15 protein-coding genes are annotated in these 18206 nt (G+C 65.1%); 8 read left to right on the top strand and 7 right to left on the bottom strand.

Going from position 1 to position 18206, the window contains the following annotated elements:
- Position 1 precedes the first annotated feature (1 nt).
- Genes QQK18_RS20085 through QQK18_RS20075 form a run of 3 tightly spaced genes read left to right on the top strand, consistent with a single transcriptional unit; the run spans position 2 to position 4582 of the window.
- Entirely contained in the window at positions 2–1039 is a 1038-nt protein-coding gene (locus QQK18_RS20085; protein WP_284342164.1) for an ABC transporter ATP-binding protein, read from the top strand.
- Positions 1032–2075 carry an ABC transporter ATP-binding protein gene (locus QQK18_RS20080; RefSeq protein ID WP_284342163.1) on the top strand — a complete coding sequence of 348 codons (1044 nt, stop codon included), beginning with the start codon at positions 1032–1034 and terminating at the stop codon, positions 2073–2075. The genes QQK18_RS20085 and QQK18_RS20080 overlap by 8 nt, the downstream gene beginning before the upstream one ends.
- Entirely contained in the window at positions 2072–4582 is a 2511-nt protein-coding gene (locus QQK18_RS20075; RefSeq protein WP_284342162.1) for a hypothetical protein, read from the top strand. Before QQK18_RS20080 ends, QQK18_RS20075 begins: the two co-directional genes overlap by 4 nt.
- Here QQK18_RS20075 and QQK18_RS20070 read toward each other — a convergent pair.
- The 4 genes from QQK18_RS20070 to dgoD form a co-directional block, all read right to left on the bottom strand.
- On the bottom strand, positions 4579–4935 hold the full coding sequence (locus QQK18_RS20070) for an iron chaperone (protein ID WP_284342161.1): 357 nt from the start codon (positions 4933–4935) through the stop codon (positions 4579–4581). The two genes, QQK18_RS20075 and QQK18_RS20070, sit on opposite strands and share 4 nt — an antisense overlap.
- A 64-nt stretch (positions 4936–4999) precedes the next feature.
- Positions 5000–5716, bottom strand: coding sequence for a FadR/GntR family transcriptional regulator (locus QQK18_RS20065; RefSeq protein ID WP_284342160.1), 717 nt, complete (start codon positions 5714–5716; stop codon positions 5000–5002).
- 66 nt (positions 5717–5782) lie between these two features.
- Positions 5783–6544: an SDR family oxidoreductase gene (locus QQK18_RS20060; RefSeq protein WP_284342159.1), complete on the bottom strand. Its 762-nt coding sequence runs from the start codon at positions 6542–6544 to the stop codon at positions 5783–5785.
- Between the two features lie 5 nt (positions 6545–6549).
- The gene (gene dgoD, locus QQK18_RS20055) at positions 6550–7722 is read right to left on the bottom strand and encodes a galactonate dehydratase (protein WP_284342158.1); all 1173 of its coding nucleotides are present in this window, start codon (positions 7720–7722) and stop codon (positions 6550–6552) included.
- A 132-nt stretch (positions 7723–7854) separates the two neighbouring features.
- Here dgoD and QQK18_RS20050 point away from each other — a divergent pair, with 132 nt between their 5' ends.
- From QQK18_RS20050 to QQK18_RS20030, 5 genes are all read left to right on the top strand, one after another.
- Positions 7855–8775: a carbohydrate ABC transporter permease gene (locus QQK18_RS20050; protein WP_284342157.1), complete on the top strand. Its 921-nt coding sequence runs from the start codon at positions 7855–7857 to the stop codon at positions 8773–8775.
- Positions 8772–9614, top strand: coding sequence for a carbohydrate ABC transporter permease (locus QQK18_RS20045; RefSeq protein WP_284342156.1), 843 nt, complete (start codon positions 8772–8774; stop codon positions 9612–9614). Before QQK18_RS20050 ends, QQK18_RS20045 begins: the two co-directional genes overlap by 4 nt.
- A 73-nt stretch (positions 9615–9687) precedes the next feature.
- A complete protein-coding gene (locus QQK18_RS20040; protein WP_284342155.1) occupies positions 9688–10971 on the top strand; it encodes an ABC transporter substrate-binding protein in 1284 nt (427 codons plus the stop codon).
- A gap of 72 nt (positions 10972–11043) precedes the next feature.
- Entirely contained in the window at positions 11044–13749 is a 2706-nt protein-coding gene (locus tag QQK18_RS20035; RefSeq protein WP_284342154.1) for a DUF8487 domain-containing protein, read from the top strand.
- Positions 13746–14810, top strand: a complete 1065-nt coding sequence (locus tag QQK18_RS20030) for an ABC transporter ATP-binding protein (RefSeq protein ID WP_284342153.1) — start codon at positions 13746–13748, stop codon at positions 14808–14810. The genes QQK18_RS20035 and QQK18_RS20030 overlap by 4 nt, the downstream gene beginning before the upstream one ends.
- Positions 14811–15165: 355 nt before the next feature.
- Here QQK18_RS20030 and QQK18_RS20025 read toward each other — a convergent pair whose 3' ends face one another.
- Genes QQK18_RS20025 through QQK18_RS20015 form a run of 3 tightly spaced genes read right to left on the bottom strand, consistent with a single transcriptional unit; the run spans position 15166 to position 18198 of the window.
- Positions 15166–15906 (bottom strand): ribonuclease activity regulator RraA, encoded by a 741-nt coding sequence (locus QQK18_RS20025; protein ID WP_284342152.1) that lies wholly within the window; start codon positions 15904–15906, stop codon positions 15166–15168.
- A gap of 28 nt (positions 15907–15934) precedes the next feature.
- Complete coding sequence (locus QQK18_RS20020) at positions 15935–17089, bottom strand: mandelate racemase/muconate lactonizing enzyme family protein (protein WP_284342151.1); 1155 nt, start codon at positions 17087–17089, stop codon at positions 15935–15937.
- An 8-nt stretch (positions 17090–17097) separates the two neighbouring features.
- Positions 17098–18198 carry an ABC transporter ATP-binding protein gene (locus QQK18_RS20015; RefSeq protein ID WP_284342150.1) on the bottom strand — a complete coding sequence of 367 codons (1101 nt, stop codon included), beginning with the start codon at positions 18196–18198 and terminating at the stop codon, positions 17098–17100.
- Positions 18199–18206 lie beyond the last annotated feature (8 nt).

The raw sequence follows: 18206 nt of genomic DNA, 5'->3' as shown, positions 1-18206 counted from the left end.
GATGACCGCAAGCCATTCCATGCCCGCCGAACGCCTACTCGACGTCGAGGACGTGCATGTGCACTTCCCGATGCGCGAGGGGCTGGTCAAGGCGGTCAACGGCGTCAGCTACCACGTCGACAAAGGTGAGGTGCTGGGGATCGTCGGCGAAAGCGGCTCGGGCAAATCGATCACCGCGCGTGCCATCATGCGCCTGCTGCCGCGCAATGCGCGCGAGGCGGGCGGCTGCATCCGATTCCGGCCGCGCACGGGCGAGGAGTTCGAGCTTTCCGCCCTCGAGCGCAACAGCCGCGCAGTACGGCAGGTGCGCGGACGCCATATCGGCATGATCTTCCAGGAGCCGATGACGGCGTTATCGCCCGTGCATTCGATCGGCGACCAGATCTGCCGCACCATCCAGCTTCATATGGGGTTCGACCGGCAAGCGGCGCGCAAGCGGGCGGCCGAGCTTCTCGCCAGGGTGCGCATGCCGCGCCCTCAGCAGATGCTCGACAACTACCCGCACCAGCTCTCGGGCGGCATGCGGCAGCGCGCCATGATCGCGCTCGCCATTTCGTGCGACCCGAGCCTTCTGATCGCCGACGAACCGACGACGGCGCTGGACGTGACGACGGAAGCGCAGATCCTGGAGCTGCTCAAGGAACTGCAGGCCGAGACGGGCATGGCAATCGTCTTCATCACCCACAATTTTGGCGTGGTCGCCGACATCGCCGACCGCGTGGCGGTGATGTATCTGGGCCGCGTCGTCGAGACCGCCACGGTCGACGACGTCTTCTATGCGCCCAAGCACCCCTATACCAAGGCACTGCTCAACTCGATCCCGCGGCTCGGCGTCGAGCAGGGCCGGCGCTTGCCGACCATTCCGGGCATGGTGCCGGATCCGTTTAGCGTGCCGGCGGGGTGCTCGTTCAACCCGCGCTGCGCGCATGCCGTGCCGGGCGTCTGCGACGTCACCGCACCCGAGCAGCACCGCTTCGCCAACGGGCAGGCGGCGCGCTGCCACTTTGCCGAACAACTCGCCGAGGCCGTCCATGCTTGACAAGGCAAACATGCCGGCGCTCGCCGACGACGTGCTGATCTCAGTGCGCAACCTCAAGAAGCACTTCCCCATCCATGCCGGATGGCTGCGCCGGCAGATCGGCGAGGTCAAGGCCATCGACGACGTCTCGCTCGACATCCGCAAGGGCGAGACCTTCGGGCTGGTGGGCGAGAGCGGCTCGGGCAAGTCGACTGTCGCGCGGCTGATGCTGCGCGCCTATACGCTCACCGACGGAAGCATCCTCTTCCGGCGCGGGAGCGGCGACGTCGTCGACATCTCCAGCCTTTCCGAACGGCAGATGCGCGAGATGCGCAGCGAGATGCAGATGATCTTCCAAGATCCCTATTCCTCGCTCAACCCGCGCATGAACCTGCTCGAGCTGGTGGGCGAGCCGCTGGTCATTCACGGCGTCGGCTCGCGGGCCGAAATCCGAGATCGGGTGGCCGAGCTGCTGCGGGTGGTGGGGCTGAGGCCGGAATTTCTCCTGCGCTACCCGCACGCCTTCTCGGGCGGGCAGCGCCAGCGCATCGGCATCGCCCGCGCGCTCGCGCTCAACCCCTCGTTCATCGCTGCCGACGAGGCGGTGTCGGCGCTCGACGTGTCGGTTGCTGCCCAGAACATCAACCTTCTGCAGGACCTGCAGGAGCAGTTCGGCCTTACCTATCTCTTCATCACCCACGACCTCGGCATGGTCGAGCACATCTCGGACCGCATCGGAGTGATGTATCTGGGCCGGCTGATGGAGATTGCGCAGACCAAGGACCTGTTCTCCAAGCCCCTCCACCCCTATACCGAAGCGCTGATGGCCTCCGTGCCGCAGCCGGATCCGCGCGGCAACCGGGCGCGCAAGCGCATTCAGGTCAAGGGTGAGATCGCCAATCCGGCCAATCCGCCTTCGGGCTGCACCTTCCATCCGCGCTGCCCCTATGCGCAGGAGCGTTGCCGCACCGAGGTGCCGGCGCTGCGTCCCGTCGCCGGCCGCCAGGTGCGCTGTCACTTCGCCGAGGAACTCGAGCTGGCGGGCGTTGCCGCATGAATGACAAGGCGACCCTGTCGTCCGCTTCCGATGTCGGAGTGCTCTTTGCGCTGCTGCCCGGCGGGAGCGTCACCGCCTGGGCGCTGTCGCCGGTCGAGGCGCGCTATTATCCGGGCGAGCCGGCGCTCGCCGAGGACCGGGTCGACTACCGCTTCATCAACGGCTTCGTCGATGTCGGCACGCTTCCCTGCCGTATCGCGCTGTTCAAGGAGCTGGCGGGTCGCGTGCCCGCCCTCGACAACGACTGGCCGGTCGAAAGCCTCAACCTGCCGGGCGCAAGCCGAAGGGTGGAGTTCACCCAGTTCCGGCACCGTCCGACGCGATTGAGTCGCTGGTGCCGCACGGTGCTGGTGCCGCCGACCGATGGCGAATATCGCTTCGAGATCGCGACCTGCGGCGGCGTCCACATCTGGGTGGACGGCGAGCTGCAGACCCGCTTCGAACCCTACATCCGCAATGTCGAACAGCGCCGCGAGATCGGCCTGCCGCTGAAGGCTGCGGGCAGCGAGATCGTGGTCCTGACCGAGGAGATGGCCGAGCGCGACACCAACTGGTTCTTCGAGTTCGCCCTCGTCTCGCCGACGCCCATGCATGTGCGCCTGCCGGGCGCGGTGCCGGTCGCATCGAGCGCGACGCTGGAGGCACTGGCCGGAAGCGTGCGGCCTGCTGGAGAATTCGTTAGGGGCACCGCTCCTCTCCGCCTCGTCTTCGATACACCGGTCGAGGAGGCCGTCGGCGTCCACGTCGCCATCCGCCGCGCCTCGCATGCCCGCGCCGTCCTCTTCGAGCGTGCACTGACGCTTGCGGCCCGCACATCGACGCTCGACATCTGCCAGGGAAGCGACCTGCAGCAGGGCTATCATGACGTGCATCTCACCTTTTCGGTGGGTGAGGCGCGGGTCGCGCGGACCGTCGGCTGCGCAGTGCTGCACGATGTCGCGCCGGCACCGCTCGGCGCGTCGTTCGAAGAGCGCAAGCTTGCCGCCCTCGAGCATCTCGCCAGCCACGGCGAGAGCCGCATGGGCACGGCCCTGGTACTGCTGGCGACCGGCCGACAGGACGACGAGCGGCTGCGCCCGATCCTCGAAGAGACCCTTCTCAGTATCGAGGAGCGACGGGATTGCTCGGATTTCGTCATGGTGCCGCTGCTCTGGGCCTATGGCGCCTATCCCGCGCGCTTCCCGGACGATCTTGCGGAGCGCACCCGTTGCGCTGCGCTCGACTACCGCTACTGGGTCGATGAGCCCGGCAACGATGTCATGTGGTTCTGGAGCGAGAACCACGTCCTCTGTTTCCACGTCTCGCAGCTGCTGGCCGGGCGCCTCTTTCCTGATGATGAGTTCCTTGCCTCGGGGCGCACCGGCGCCGAGCAGGCGCGGCTTGCCGAACATCGGCTCGACCGCTGGTTCGACACGGTGGAGCGGGACGGGCTCGCCGAGTGGAACTCGGCCGCCTATTACCCGGTCGACTTCATCGGGCTCCTGGCGCTCGCCGAGCTCGCGCCCGATGCGATTGCCCGCCGTGCCCGCGCCCTGATCGACCGGCTCTTCACCATGATCGCGCTCCATACGCTGGGCGGCGTTCCGGCCGGCAGCATGGGCCGCGCCTATGACAAGGAGCTGCGCGCCGGGCCGCTGACGGAACTTGCCCCCTTTGCTGCCGTCGCCTTTGGCGAAGGCTGGCTCAATGCCGGCGTCGCCTCCCTACCTCAGCTCGTGCTTGGCCGCTACACACCGCCCGAGGGGCTCGCCGACTATGCCAAGCCCGCCGAAGGCAAGGCCATCACCGCCCACTACGTGCAGGGGCATGGCCAGGCGGGTCGGCTTGCCCTCTACAAGACCCGTCATGTCCAGCTGTCGGCGACCGTCGATGGGCGGCCGGGGCTTGAGGGGCATCAGCAGCACCTGGTGGACGTGCGCCTTGCCGCGCACCCCTTCGCACGCGCCTGGGTCAATCATCCGGGCGAGGACGATCCGTGGGGCCACCATCGTCCCTCCTACTGGGCCGGCAACGGCGTCATGCCCCGCGTCGGCCAGTGTCAGAACACCGCCCTGATGCTCTTCGACCTTGGCGACAGGGCCCGCATCGACTTCACCCACGCCTATGTGGCGACCGACGGCTTCGAGCGCCGGGAGCTCCACGGCAACTGGCTGATCGTGCAATCGGGCGAGGGGCTCGCGGCGTTCGGTGCGACCGGGCCCATTCTTCCGGTCGAAACAGGTCCCGGTTCGGGTCGCGAGTTCCGCGTCATCGGCCCGCGCACGGGATGGGCCGTCATCGTTGCCGACGGCAAAGGGACGGAGGCGTTCGACGCCTTCCGGTCAGCTCTTGAAAGCGCCCGGTTGACGCTCGATGAGGCGACCATGACGCTGAGGCTCATTCGACCGGATGCGCCGGATCTCACGCTGAACTGGCACGACGGGCTTGTCGTCGACGGCGCGCGCTGGGCATTTCCCAATCCCACGGTCGGGCCGACAGTGACCAGCCTCGCTGCGCGGCGGTTCTAGAATCCCTTTTTGCTGCGCGAACTAATTGCCAATTTCTCAACTAGTTCATCAGTGATAGGCTTGCTCACCGAGAACGTAACTCCGGTCTTAGTTGCCTTGAGTCTTAAAGAAGCGATCTCATCTGCGTGGGCAGCAATTGCACCCGGGTCAACATATAGACCGCATTGTTTACCGAAGGCAGCATAGCCCGCGATAATCGTTTCTTCGATCTGAAATCCGGGCATATCGTACTTCACGACTTCTTCGGCGTCTGGTAGCGCCCGCGATAGCAGTGCACGCAGTTGACCCAACATGGCGCGAAACTGCTCCGGTGCGGCGGCTATATAGGCGTCATGGTTGTCTTTCTTCGTCATGCTGACAGTATGCCTTTTCGAACCGCAAAGTGGTGTCCACTTTTGCTGAAAACACTATAATCGCTCACAAACCGAGGTCGATGACCGCGATCCGCAGCAGCCGCGCCATCGAGGCGGCGGCGCCTTCGCTGTCGCGCTCGCGGATGCGCTCGATGACCTCGCCATGGTTGGGCAGCGACGCGCCCGGCTCGCGCGCCCGCTCGACGGTCATGCGGAACGAATAGGCGAGCGCCGCGCCGATGGTGTTGGACAGCTGCTGAAAGACGATGTTGCCGCTCGCGCGCAAGAGCGCGGTATGGAAGTCGATGTCGGCCTGGTTGAACGTCGCGAAGTCCTGCCGGGCCTTGGCCTCACTCATGCGCCGGTATGCGTCCTCGAGCGGCGCCAGCTCGGCTGCGCCGGCGCGCAGCGCGGCAAGGCGCGCCGCGGCCGGCTCGATCGCCTGGCGCGCCTCGATAAGGCTCAGCACCAATTCGGGGCTCGGGGCGATCTCCATCGACCAGGCGAGGAGGTCCTGGTCGAGCAGGTTCCATTCATCGCGCTTGCGCACCTGGGTGCCGGTGCGCGGGCGGGTCGTGACGAGGCCCATATTGCCGAGAACCTTGACCGCTTCGCGCAAGGCGCTGCGGCTGATGTTAAGCTCGTCGCAGAGTTCGGCTTCGGGGGGCAGGAGAGAACCAGGCTTCAATTGTTCGCTGAGGATCCGCTGGGCCAGCGTCTTGACCACGTGCCTGTGCACGCGCGGTTTGATCAGCGTCCTTGCGTCCGGTTCCAGGGTCACATGCGCGCCTTTCCGCGAGAGATCGTTGCCTGCGATAGCAATCGCCCAGGCGAGCGGCAATCGGGCCTACTCATGGTAGAGCACCGAACGGCCGCCATCGATGACGATGTTGGCGGCGTTGATGAAGGGCGCCTCGTCGCTGGCGAGGAATACGGCGGTCATCGCCACCTCCTCGGGCCTGCCGATGCGCTTGGGCGGATGGAGGTCATAGGTACGCTGCCGCTCGGCGGCCGGGTCCGGGAATCCATCCCAATAGTCGAGGGCGAGCTGCGTTTCGATATAGCCGGGCGATATGGCGTTCACCCGCACGTTGTCGGCGGCATATTCGATACCGAGGGAGCGGGTGAGGCCGAGCAGGCCATGCTTGGCGACGGGGTAGGGGAAGGTGCCGGGAATGATTGTGAAGGCATGCGAGGAGGCGATGTTGACGATCGAGCCTTGCTTTTGCTCGCGCATCGCCGGAAGCGTCGCTCGGCACATGCGCCAGACGCCCTCCAGGTCGACCGAGAGGCACCGCGCCCATTCGGCGTCGCTCGTTTCCAAGGGGTCATGGAAGACGTTGATGCCGGCGTTGTTGACCAGCACATCGATGCGCCCGTGCGCGGCGAGCACTGCATCGCGCGCCGCGTCGACCGAGGCCTGATCGGTCACGTCGGTCTCGATGAAACGGGTGCGTGCGCCAAGCTCGACCTGGGTCTTCTTGCCGGTCTCCGCGTCCCGCTCGGCGATGACGACCGTTGCACCTTCCCGCACGAATGCCTCGGCGATGGCCTTGCCGATGCCGCGGCCGGATCCTGTGACGATGGCGACTTTGTCTTTCAGGCGCATGGGGCTTACCAGTCGACGATGGTTCCGTCCGCCAGCACCGCGTTCTGGGTGTGGAGGACTTCCTGGGCATAGGGGTGGCGCGCGCATGCAGCCTCGTCGACGGTGATGCCGAGACCGGGTGCCTCCGGCACCTGCCAAAAACCGTCGACCTGTCGTATCGGCCCGTCGACGACCTCGTAGTACCAGGGCACGGCGCCGACCATCTCCTCCTGGATCACGTGGTTGGGCGTCGAGACCGCGAAATGCAGCGCTGCCACGCCGGCGATGGGGCCAAGCGGGTTGTGCGGGGCAACGCCGATGCCCAGCACCTCGGCGCGGGCGGCGATCTTCTTCGCCTCGAGGAGCCCACCGCAGTGGCAGATGTCGGGCTGGACGATATCGATGGCGCCGGTGGCAAAGAGGGCGTCGAACTCGCCGCGGTCGATCAACCGCTCGCCCGTCGCCAGCGGCACCGAGGTGCGTCGGGCAAGATTGGTGAGGCTGGCGAAATCACCCGGCTGCACCGGCTCTTCGACGAACATCGGCCGGCCGGGAGCAAGCGCCTCGATATAGGCGAGCGCCGCGCCGGCGGAAGCAGGACGGCCGTGGAAGTCGACCATGATCTCAACCTCCTCGCCAACTGCCTCGCGCAGGCCCTGCATCATGCGGGCGACCTTGTCGACTTCCGGCAGCGGCGCGTGGAAGTGCGTATAGGGGACGATGACGGCCTTGAAGGCCCGGTATCCCTGTTCCACCACCTCGCGGGCCCGCTCGATCAGCGGTTCGACTTCGTTCGTCTCATAGACGGCGCGCATGTCGCCCATGCCGAGGTGGGTATAGACGCCGACCTTGTCGCGCACCTTGCCGCCGAGCAGGCGCCAGACGGGCACGTCGAGGTGCTTGCCAAAAATGTCCCAGAGCGCGAGTTCGATGCCCGAGACCGCGCTCATGCCGACCGCGCCTAGCCGCCAGAACGACTGCTTGGTCATGGCCCGCACCGCCTGCTCGATGTCGCGCGGGTCGCGCCCGACGATCAGCGGGGCGAGGTCCTCTATGGCGCCGACCACGGCACGGGTCTTCCATTCCAGCGTTGCCTCTCCCCAGCCGAAGAGACCGGGATCGTCGGTCCCGACCTTGACGAACACCCAGTTGCGCATTTCCGCGTTGACGACGCGGGTCGAGACGGAAGTGATTTTCACGCGACGCACCCAAACATCAGATGTTTCAGATGTAGACGGCATGGAAAGGTCGGTCAAGCCATAGTAGTTGGCTTGACACCCTGCTTAAACATCTGATTATTTGAATGTAGATAGATGAAAGGTGACGCGAGCATGACGCGCGGCCCGGGCGGCAAGAGCATGACGAGGATCAGGCGGAACGGCGCGTTCTATGTCGCCATCGCGCCGTTCCTGGTCATCTTCCTGGTGTTCTCGGTCTTTCCGGTCGTGTTCTCGTTCTATCTCGGCTTCAACCGCTGGGACGGGTTTAGCGACCCGGAATTCGTCGGGTTTGCCAACTATGCGCAGGCCCTGCGCGATCCGGTCTTTCAGAAGGCGATCGGCAACACGGTCTACCTCTGGTTCTGGTCGACGCTCGTCACGGTCGGCCTTGCCCTGGTGCTGGCGGTGCTCGTCAACGAGTACGTGCTTGCCGGCAAGACCTATTTCCGCATGGTCTTCCTCCTGCCGCTGCTCGTTGCGCCGGCGATCGCGGCCATTATCCTTCGCGTCTTCTTCACCTCGAATGGTGGGCTGGTGAATCTGCTCAGCGGCGCCGTCACCGGCACGCCGAGCTATTTCGACTGGCTGGGATCGGAAGCCTGGATCAAGCCGCTCGTCGTGCTGCTCGTCGTCTGGCGCTGGACGGGCTGGCACATGATCATCTTCCTTGCGGGCCTCCAGGCCATTCCGCGCGACATCTACGAGGCGGCGCGCATGGACGGCGTCGGTCGCTGGCCGATCTTTTCGCGCATCACCGTGCCGCTGCTTCTGCCCTCGCTCGCCTTCTCGATCATCACGGCGACGCTCGGCGGCCTGCAGATGTTCGACGAGCCTTATGTCCTGACGCAAGGCACGGGCGGTACCAACAACGCGGCAACGACGCTCGGAATGTATCTTTATGCCACCGCTTTCACCCAGTTCAATTTCGGGCTCGGCTCGGCGGTCTCCTGGTACATCTTTGCGGCGGTTGTCGTCTTCACCGTCGTCTATCAGGCGATCGTGCGGCGGTCGCAGGCGGGGGCGGCGGCATGAGGAAGCTCCTTGCCAATCGCGAGCGCCGCTTCAACCTGCTGGTCACGGCGGCGCTGGCCGTCGTTTCGCTGCTGTTCGTTCTGCCCCTCTACTGGACGACGGTCTTTGCCACCCGCACCCTCTCGGAGGTGTTCCAGTTCCCGCCGCCCGTCTGGTATGGCGGGAACATCGTCCAGAACTACTTCAACATCGCCAATGTCTTTCCGCCGTTCCGGCCGATCTGGAACAGCCTTATCGTGGCCGTGCCCAAGACCGTGGGGCTGGTGCTGGTCAGCGCGCTCGCGGGCTACGGCTTTGCCCGCTACACCCGCGCGCCGGGCCATCGGCTGCTGCTGGTCATGACCTTTGCGACACTGTTTTTCCCGCCCTCGCTGGCGCTCATCCCGTTCTTTTTACAGATGAGCTGGTTCGGCTGGCTCAACACCTTCTGGCCGCTGATCGTGCCGGCGCTCGCCTCGGGCTTCGGGGTGGTATGGATGTACACCTATATCGGCTCGACGGTGCCGCGCGAGCTCTACGAGGCGGCCGAGATGGACGGGGCCAAGGGGCTGGCGACGTTCTTCTTCGTGGTGCTGCCGATCATCCGGCCGGGGCTGGCGGCGCTCGCGGTCTGGACCCTGATCAGCACCTGGAACGATTTCCAGCTCCCGCTGGTGGTGCTCGCCGAGGGTTCGCGGTTCACCGTGCCGCTGGCGCTCACCATGCTCTCGACCACGCACTATTCGGACATGCCGGCGGTGATGCTCGCGACCCTCATGGGGCTGGTGCCGGTGTTCGTACTGTTTGCGCTCCTCAGCCGGCAGTTTATCGCCGGACTGACCTCGGGCGCCGTCAAATGAGCCGGCGGAACCATCCTGCCGGACTGGAAACGCCGCGAGGGCGGCGGGAATCAAGCAAGTGGAGGAACTGCTCATGAAACTCTGGCTCAAGGGTCTGGCGGCCCTTTCCCTTGGCGCTGCGCTGGCCGTGCCGACGCTCGCGCAGGAGGCGACGCCCAACACCGACATCTCGGGCACCATCAGCGTCTGGACCTGGCCCAACAACGACCGCACTTTTGCGGCGCTGATGCCCACCTTCAACGAGGCCTATCCCAACATCACCGTAAACGTGCAGGGCTTTCCCACCGCCAACGACGCCTATCTCAACAACTTGCAGCGCGCGCTGTTGAGCGGCAGCGGACCGGACGTGGCGATGATCGAGATCTCAATGATGGCGCTGCTGCGCGAGCGCCCGCAATGGGTGGACCTCCGCCAGGCGCCCTATAATGCCGGCGAGTTCATCGAGGATTTTGCGCCGTTCACAGTCTCAAATGTCACCCTGTCGGAAGGCAAGATCGTGGCGCTGCCCAAGCACACCGGGCCGGGCGGCATGTTCTACCGGCACGACATTTTCGAGGAGGCGGGCCTGCCGACCGAGCCGGAGGAGGTCGCGGCGCTTCTTTCCGATTGGGATTCCTTCATCGAGGAAGGCAAGAAGCTCGTGGTGCCCAACGAGCGCTGGCTGATCGGCAATGGCGAGGAGATCCTGCGCGCCATGACCGCTCAGACAGGCATCAGCTATTTCGATGCCGACGGCAATTTGCTGTTCGACGAGCCTGTCTACCGCGAGGCGTTGGAGCGCGTTCGTGAGGCTGGTGAAGCCGGGCTCATCTCGCCCTTCACCGCCTGGTCGCCGGAATGGCAGGGTGCCTTCCAGCGCGGTCAGCTGGCGACTGTCCTCTACGGCAACTGGTTCGGCGGTCTTCTGAAGCGCGCCTATGCCACCGACCAGTCGGGCCAATGGGCCGTCGCTTCGGCGCCGGGCACGGACGGAAACCGCTCATTCAACAGCGGCGGGGACTATATCGGCATCCTCGAGACGTCGCAGAACAAGGAAGCTGCCTGGGCCTTCGTCCACTGGCTCGTCACTAATGACGAGAGTCTGAAGCAGCAATACCAGAACGACGATCTCTATCCCGCTTATATGCCGGCGCTCGAGCAGGACTGGATGAACTTCGAGGATCCCTATTACGGCGGGCAAAACGTCAACGAGATCTTCGCGCCCGTGCAGGCCGAGATGGTGCCCGTAGAGCTCGACGAGCGCGACACAATCGCCATCGCCGCCATGCGCACGGCCATCAACAACGTCGCCCGGGGCGTGGCCACGGTCGACGAGGCCCTCGCTGCCGCCAAGGCGGAAGTCGAAGCCAAGATGTAGGCTGACACGGCTCACTTTCCGGCGGGCGCTCGATGCGCCCGCCGTTCCACGTTTCATTGTCAGGGTTCTCAAATGCTGTTTTCCACCTCGCTCGACGGCGAATGGTTTTTTGCGCTCGACCCGGAAGGGCGCGGCGAAGCCGAAGCCTGGTTCAGGGCCGAGCTTTCCGACACCATCCATCTGCCCGGCAGCGTCGACGAGGCGAAGAAGACTCCGCCGACCGAAGGCGGCACCATGTCGTATCTCAGCCGCCGTCACCCCTATGTCGGCAAGGCCTGGTACGCGCGTGAGTTCGACGTCGCTGCGCAGGCCGATGGGCTCTTCCACCATCTCGCCCTCGAGCGTCCCCATGGTGAAGTGAACGTCTGGATCGACGGCCTCAAGCTCGGCCGCGACGAGAGTCTTTCCACCGAGAACCGTTTCCTCATCGGGCCGCTCGCGACCGGCACGCACCGCCTGGTGATGATGATCGACAATTCGCGCTTCGAGGCGGTGGGTGACGCGATTGCCCGCAACGGCCCGAAGATGGCGGACGTCGCCCATTCGAAGACCGAGCACACCCAGACCAACTGGAACGGCGTCGTCGGGTATCTGCGCATCGAGGCGGCGCGGGCATCCGTTGCGCGCGTCGACGTTTTCGCGCCGCACCACAAGGCGCTCGTGCGCATCGAACTCGATGCGTTCGATCCGGACAACCGTTGGCCGACCTTTTGGACCGAGCCGCACCAGGATGAACTGAAACTCAGTTTCGCGTTCGGCGACGGTACGGCGCCGCTTGAGCTGACCTATCCGGTCACCATCGACAGCGGCTATACGTCGGTCGAGTTCGAGGTCGAACTCCCGGCCGAGGTAGGGCGCTGGGATGAGATCAATCCGGTGGTCCATCGCCTCATCGTCGAATGGCTGCGGGACGGGGTGCCGCAGGACCGGCGCGCCGTCTCCTTCGGCATCCGCAGCTTCAAGCGCGAGGGAAAGCGGCTGACGCTCAACGACCGGCCGGTGTTCCTGCGCGGCACGCTCGATTGCTGCATCTTCCCGCTGACCGGCTATCCGCCCACCGACCATGCGGGCTGGCGCAAGGTCTTCGAGACGGCCAAGGCCTATGGTCTCAACCATATCCGCTACCACTCCTACTGCCCGCCGCGTGCCGCCTTCGAGGTGGCCGACGAAATGGGAATGCTCTTGCATGTCGAAACGCCGGTCTGGCCGGTGCTCGGCTCCGACCCGCACCTCGATCGCTACATCCATGCTGAAGCCGAACGGATCGTGCGCGACTACGGCAACCATCCGAGCTTCGTGATGCTGTGCGTCGGCAACGAGGTGAACGGGTCGGGCGTTCACGCCTTCCTCGAGCGCTTCGTCGACCATTGGAAGAGCCGCGACGACCGGCGCGTCTATACCGGTGGCTCCGGCTGGCCGACGCTCAAGCGCGCCGACTACATCTCCAAGCCCGAACCGCGCAACCAGCGCTGGGGTGAGGGGCTTGCCGGGCGCCTCAATGCCCGTCCGCTCGAGACGCTGACCGATTGGAGCGACTGGCGCGACAGCGTGCCCATGCCGCTCGTCAGCCACGAGACGGGTCAGTGGTGCGTTTACCCGAACCTCGAGGAGATCGAGAAGTATACCGGCGTCCTCGAAGCGCGTAACTTCGTCATGGTACGCGACGACCTCGAGAAAAAGGGCCTGTTGCCCCTGGCGCGCGACTATATGCTGGCGAGCGGGGCGCTGCAGACCCAGCTCTACAAGGAAGAGATGGAAGCGGCGCTGCGCACCCGCGATTTCGCCGGCACGCAGCTCCTCGGCCTCCAGGATTTCCCGGGCCAGGGTACCGCCCTTGTCGGCGTCGTCGACTCCTTCTGGGACGAAAAGCCCTATGTCTCGCCCCAAGCGTTCCGCGAGTTCTGTGCGCCGATCGTGCCGTTGGTGCGGGCCGGCAAATTCATGTGCGAGACGGGAGAGGTCTTCTCCGCCGACGTGCAGATCGCCCAGTTCGGTCCGGGTGACCTCGATACGCCGCGCATCGCCTGGTCGCTCAGCGACGGGCAAGAGACCGTCGCTTCCGGCGTGCTGGAGCCGGGCAAGCTCGCGACCGGCCACCTTCACGATGTCGGCCGCGTCGAGATCGCAACCGATGACCTTGCCGCTCCGCGCAGCTACGAGCTCGTCGTCTCGCTCGAAGGTACGGACTATCGCAACCGCTGGGGTGTCTGGGTGATGCCCGCCGACAAGGCGGCGAAGCCCGTCGCCATCGTCGAGGCTCTCGACGCCGATGTCCTGGCTCGTGTCGCCGCTGGCGAAGCCGTCGTTTTCAGCCCACCGCCGGAGGCGATGAAGCCCAATGCCGCGCTCGGCCACACCTGCGCCTTCTGGAACACGCTGTGGACCGACGGACAGGAGCCGCATACGCTGGGCCTGCTCAATGAAACCGATCATCCCGTGCTTGCCGGCTTCCCTATCGCCCGCCACAGCGACTGGCACCTGTGGGAATTGACCTTTGCCCGCCGCGCCCTCGACATCGCCGGCGTCGGCTTTGCTCCGGTCATCCGCGTCGTCGACGACTGGAACGAGAACCGCGATCTCGTCATGCTGGCCGAGGCGCGCATCGGCAGTGGCCGTCTGATCGTTTCCGGGGTCGACCTGGAGGGCGATCTCGAAAAACGGCCCGTGGCCCGGGCTCTGCGCAATGCGGTCGCCGATTATGCGGCCGCAGGCAAGAACGACGCGCCGGCGATCGAGGCCGAAGCGGTCGCGGCATGGTGGGAAAGGATCAGGGCATGACGGCGATCGAACTGCGTGGCGTCGAGAAGTCCTTCGGCGCCAGCAAGGTCATCCACGGCGTCGACCTGGCCATCGAGGACGACGAGTTCTGCGTCTTCGTCGGCCCCTCCGGATGCGGCAAGTCCACGCTCCTGCGGATGATTGCCGGGCTCGAGGACGTCACGGCTGGCGAAGTCGCCATCGACGGGCAGGTCGTCAACGACGTCGAGCCCTCCGCCCGGCGGCTCGCCATGGTCTTCCAGTCATATGCGCTCTACCCGCATATGAGCGTCAAGCAGAACATGAGCTTTGGCCTGCGCATGACCGGGACGAGCAAGGAAGAGACGGAACGGCGTGTGCTCGACGCGGCCCGTATCCTCCAGCTCGACGGTCTGCTCAACCGCAAGCCCGCGCAGCTCTCGGGCGGGCAGCGTCAGCGCGTCGCCATCGGCCGCGCGATCGTGCGCCAGCCGCGCGCCTTCCTCTTCGACGAGCCGCTCTCCAACCTCGACGCGGAGCTGCGGGTGCAGATGCGCGTCGAGATCGCCAAGCTCCACCGCGACCTCGGCGCCACGATGATCTACGTCACCCACGACCAGGTCGAGGCAATGACGCTGGCCGACAAGATCGTGGTCCTGCGCGCCGGCCGCATCGAGCAGGCAGGCAGCCCCACCACGCTCTATGCCGATCCCGACAACACCTTCGTTGCCGGCTTCATCGGCAGTCCCAAGATGAACCTGCTGGCCGGGGCCGCCAATGCCGACGGCGCCGTCGCGTTCGGTGGCGCCTCCATTGCGCCGGCAATCGGGCAGAAGCTCGCGGCCGGCCAGAAGGTCACCGTCGGCATCCGGCCGGAACAGTTCGAAGAGGCCGATGTCGGCGGCGCCGATCTTTCCGTGGTGGTCGATGTGGTCGAGAACCTCGGCGGCGCGTCGGTCGTCTATGGACGTCTCGCCGATGGCCAGACTGTCGTCATAGAGCAGCGCGGGGGAGAGCGGGCCAAGGTGGGCGAGCGTGTTACAGTGGGGTTCAGGCCGGGTGATGCGTTGATCTTCGACGAGGCGGGGGCGCGGGTACGGTAGGCCCGTTTCACTTGCCGACGCGATTGTGCGTGTGTCGGCATCGCGTCACCCCCCTCCTGCCTCCCCCATCAAGGGGGAGGTGGGCGCCTGTGGGTTTGGCGGGATCGAGGCGTACACTGGATTAGTCCGGGTGCCACGGCACGTCTTCACCACGTCCGCCAGACCGGCACCTCCCCCCTTGTGGGGGAGGATGGGAGGGGGGTGTTCATGGCGCCCCTGATTGTCCTTCCCACCGGGTCATCCTCGCGAAACACGAAAGCGAGGACCTCTGTTTCTTTTGCGCCCTGGCAAACGGAGATTCCCGCTTTCGAAAGCGGAACGACTCCGTGGTTGTAAATGGCAACACGGCCTACAGCTACTTCACCGGATTGAGCTTGCGCCACTCCTCGTATTCGCTGCGCGCGTCGGCGTGGAGGGGGTAGTAGCGCTGCAGCGGGGCGCCTTCCATCAGCTTCATGCGGGAGTAGTCCTCCCACTCGTGGTGTTCGGTCGCCTTGGCAATCACCTCGGGCGCCAGGGCGATCGGCAGCACCACGGCCCCGTCATCGTCGGCAATGATGATGTCGCCGGGGATCACGGTGACGCCGCCGCAGGCGATGGGCACGTTGACGGCAAAGGGCATGAGGCCGGTCTGGGTGTGGAAGTTCGGCGTCCAGCCGCGCAGCCATAGCGGCAAGTCGAGCTTCTTGAGGTTCGGATAATCGCGCAGGCACCCGTCGACCACGATGCCGGCGCCGCCCCGGCCCTTGAAATAGGTGGACATCATGTCGCCAAAGACGCCCGAGCTCATGTCGCCGCGCGCATCGACCACCACCACGTCGCCGGGCTGCACGTGATAGAGCACGTGGCGGTGGAGTTGCTTTTCCGGGTCGGAATATTCGCCTTCGTCGTAAAGATCCTCGCGCTTGGGCATGAACTGCAGGGTCAGCGCCGGACCGACGATCGATTTGCCGGGATTCTGGGGTACCGGACCCATGATGTGCGGATTGCGGATGCCCATATGGCCGAGGGTTCCGGCGACGGTCGCAGCGCCGATGCCCTTCAAGGCGTCAATGAGGTCCTGTGGTGGGCGCACGATATCGGGCGTATGCGTCATGGCTGAAATCTCCTTTAAATAAGCGCGGCTACCAGTTGGTGACGGATCCGTCGATGCGCTGCAGATGGGGGGCTTCCCAGAACTTAAAGCTCTGTTTCTTGACCAGATCTTCGTCGACCTCGACGCCAAGACCAGGCGTATCGGGCACCTTATAGACGGCGCCCTCGAGCCGCGGCTGCACGGGGAAGATCTCGATGTCGTCGAAGCCGTGATAGAGCTCCCCGGGCGAGGCGCGGGTCTCGAGCCAGGAAAAGTTTGCAACAGAAGCCGCGAAGTGGATGGTCGCGGCTGTACAGATTGGTCCCAACGGGTTGTGGGGCATCATGTCGACATAATGCGCCTCGCTCCAGCCGGCGACTTTCATGGCCTCAGTCAAGCCGCCCACATTGCACACGTCAATGCGGTTGAACTGGTGGATGTCGCGTTCGATGTAGGGCAGGAACTGCCACTTGCTGGCGAACTCCTCGCCGATGGCGAACGGTACGCCGGTCATCCGCCGCAACGCTTCATAGGCTTCAGGTGTTTCGTCGCGGATCGGCTCCTCGAGGAAATCGAGTGTTCCCGAGGGCATCTTCTGGCAGTAGCTCGCCGCCTCGGCGACCGAGAGGCGGTGGTGGTAGTCGACGCCGAGCACCACCTCGTCGCCCAGTTCCTCGCGGGCTTTCACGCACCACTTGGCGGTCTCGGCAATGCTCGCTCGCGGCTCATAGACACCGCGGCTGTCGTGGCTTGCCGGAAACAGGCGTATGGCTGTCCAGCCGCCGGCCATCAATTCCTTTGCCTGCTCGATCATCTCCGGCCCACAGGGGCCGCGAGTCGTGGCGAAGGTTGGTATATGGCGACGCTGCTTACCGCCCAGTAGCTGGTAGACAGGCACGCCCAGCGCCTTGCCTTTGATGTCATGAAGCGCGATGTCGATGGCCGAGATGGCGGCCGTCAGCACCCGTCCGCCCTCGAAATACTGGCTGCGGTACATTTCCTGCCAGAGCGCGCCGATCGCCATCGGGTCGCGGCCGATGAGGAACTCCCGGTAGTGCTCGATGGCGCCGACGACGGCTTTTTCGCGGCCGGACAGGCCGCTCTCACCCCAGCCAACTATGCCTTCGTTTGTCTCGACCTTGACGATGAGCTGGTTTCGGATGCCGACCCACACGGGGTAGGGGTGGATTGCGGTGATTTTCATTTAGTGGGTTACGCCGCCTTCAGCGCCATGGTTGTCTCTCCGTCGAAGAGATGCATGCGGTCCTGGTCGAACTCGATCCAGACGGCTTCATCCGGCTCAATCGCTACGGTCGGATCGAGGCTGATGTTGACCACGGCGCCGTTCACGAAGATCTGGGCGAAGGTCACGTCGCCGGTCGGCTCGACCGTATAGACCTTGCCGGGCGCGGCGCCGGCCGCGGCCGACTTGTGGAGCTTCAAGGTCGAGTGCCGCGCTCCCAGCACCAGCTTGCCGTTGGACGAGGCGGAAGCCTTCCTGGCGTTCATTGGTGAAAGCGGCAGCTCCCAGCCCTCCTCCGGACTCCTGAGCGCCACCTCTGTGCCCTTGCTCACCACGTCGAGTGGGATGAGGCTCATGGCGGGACTGCCGACGAAGCTGGCAACGAAGGTGTTGACCGGATTGCCGAAGACGTTGGCGGGCGTGTCGTATTGCTGGAGCACGCCGCCATGCATCACCGCCATCTTGTCGGCCATGGTTACAGCCTCGAGCTGGTCGTGCGTGACGTAGATAACCGTGGCATTGAGGTTGTGGTGGAAGCGCTTCAATTCCGAGCGCATGGCGACACGAAGCTTCGCATCGAGGTTGGAGAGCGGCTCGTCCATCAGGAAAGCGGCGGGGTCGCGCACCAGCGCCCGGCCGAGCGCCACGCGCTGCTGCTGTCCGCCCGAGAGCTCACGGGGTCGGCGCTCCAGAAGATGGGAGATATCGAGCACCTTGGCGGCTGCCATCACCTTGGCCTCGATCTCGGCCTTGGGCAGCTTTCTCATCTGCAGGGGGAAAGCGAGGTTCTTGAACACGCTCTTGTTGGGGTAGAGCGCGTAGTTCTGGAAGACCATGGCGATGTCGCGGTCCTTGGGATCGAGATCGTTGACCACGCGGTCGCCGATGACGATGTCGCCGCCCGACATCGGTATGAGACCGGCGATGAGGTTGAGCGTCGTCGTCTTGCCGCAGCCGGAAGGACCGACAAGCGCCACGAACTCGCCGTGCTCGACGGCAAAGGAGACGTTGTTGACGGCATAGAGGCTGCCGTAATTCTTCATGACGTCCTTGAGGACCACTTCGGCCATGGGCCGTC

Origin of the sequence: Devosia nitrariae (genome assembly GCF_030160115.1) — a bacterium.
In the GTDB taxonomy this organism is placed as follows: Bacteria; Pseudomonadota; Alphaproteobacteria; order Rhizobiales; family Devosiaceae; genus Devosia; species Devosia nitrariae.
Note: the sequence above shows the minus strand (reverse complement) of the source record. Positions and strands in the feature narration are given on the sequence as shown.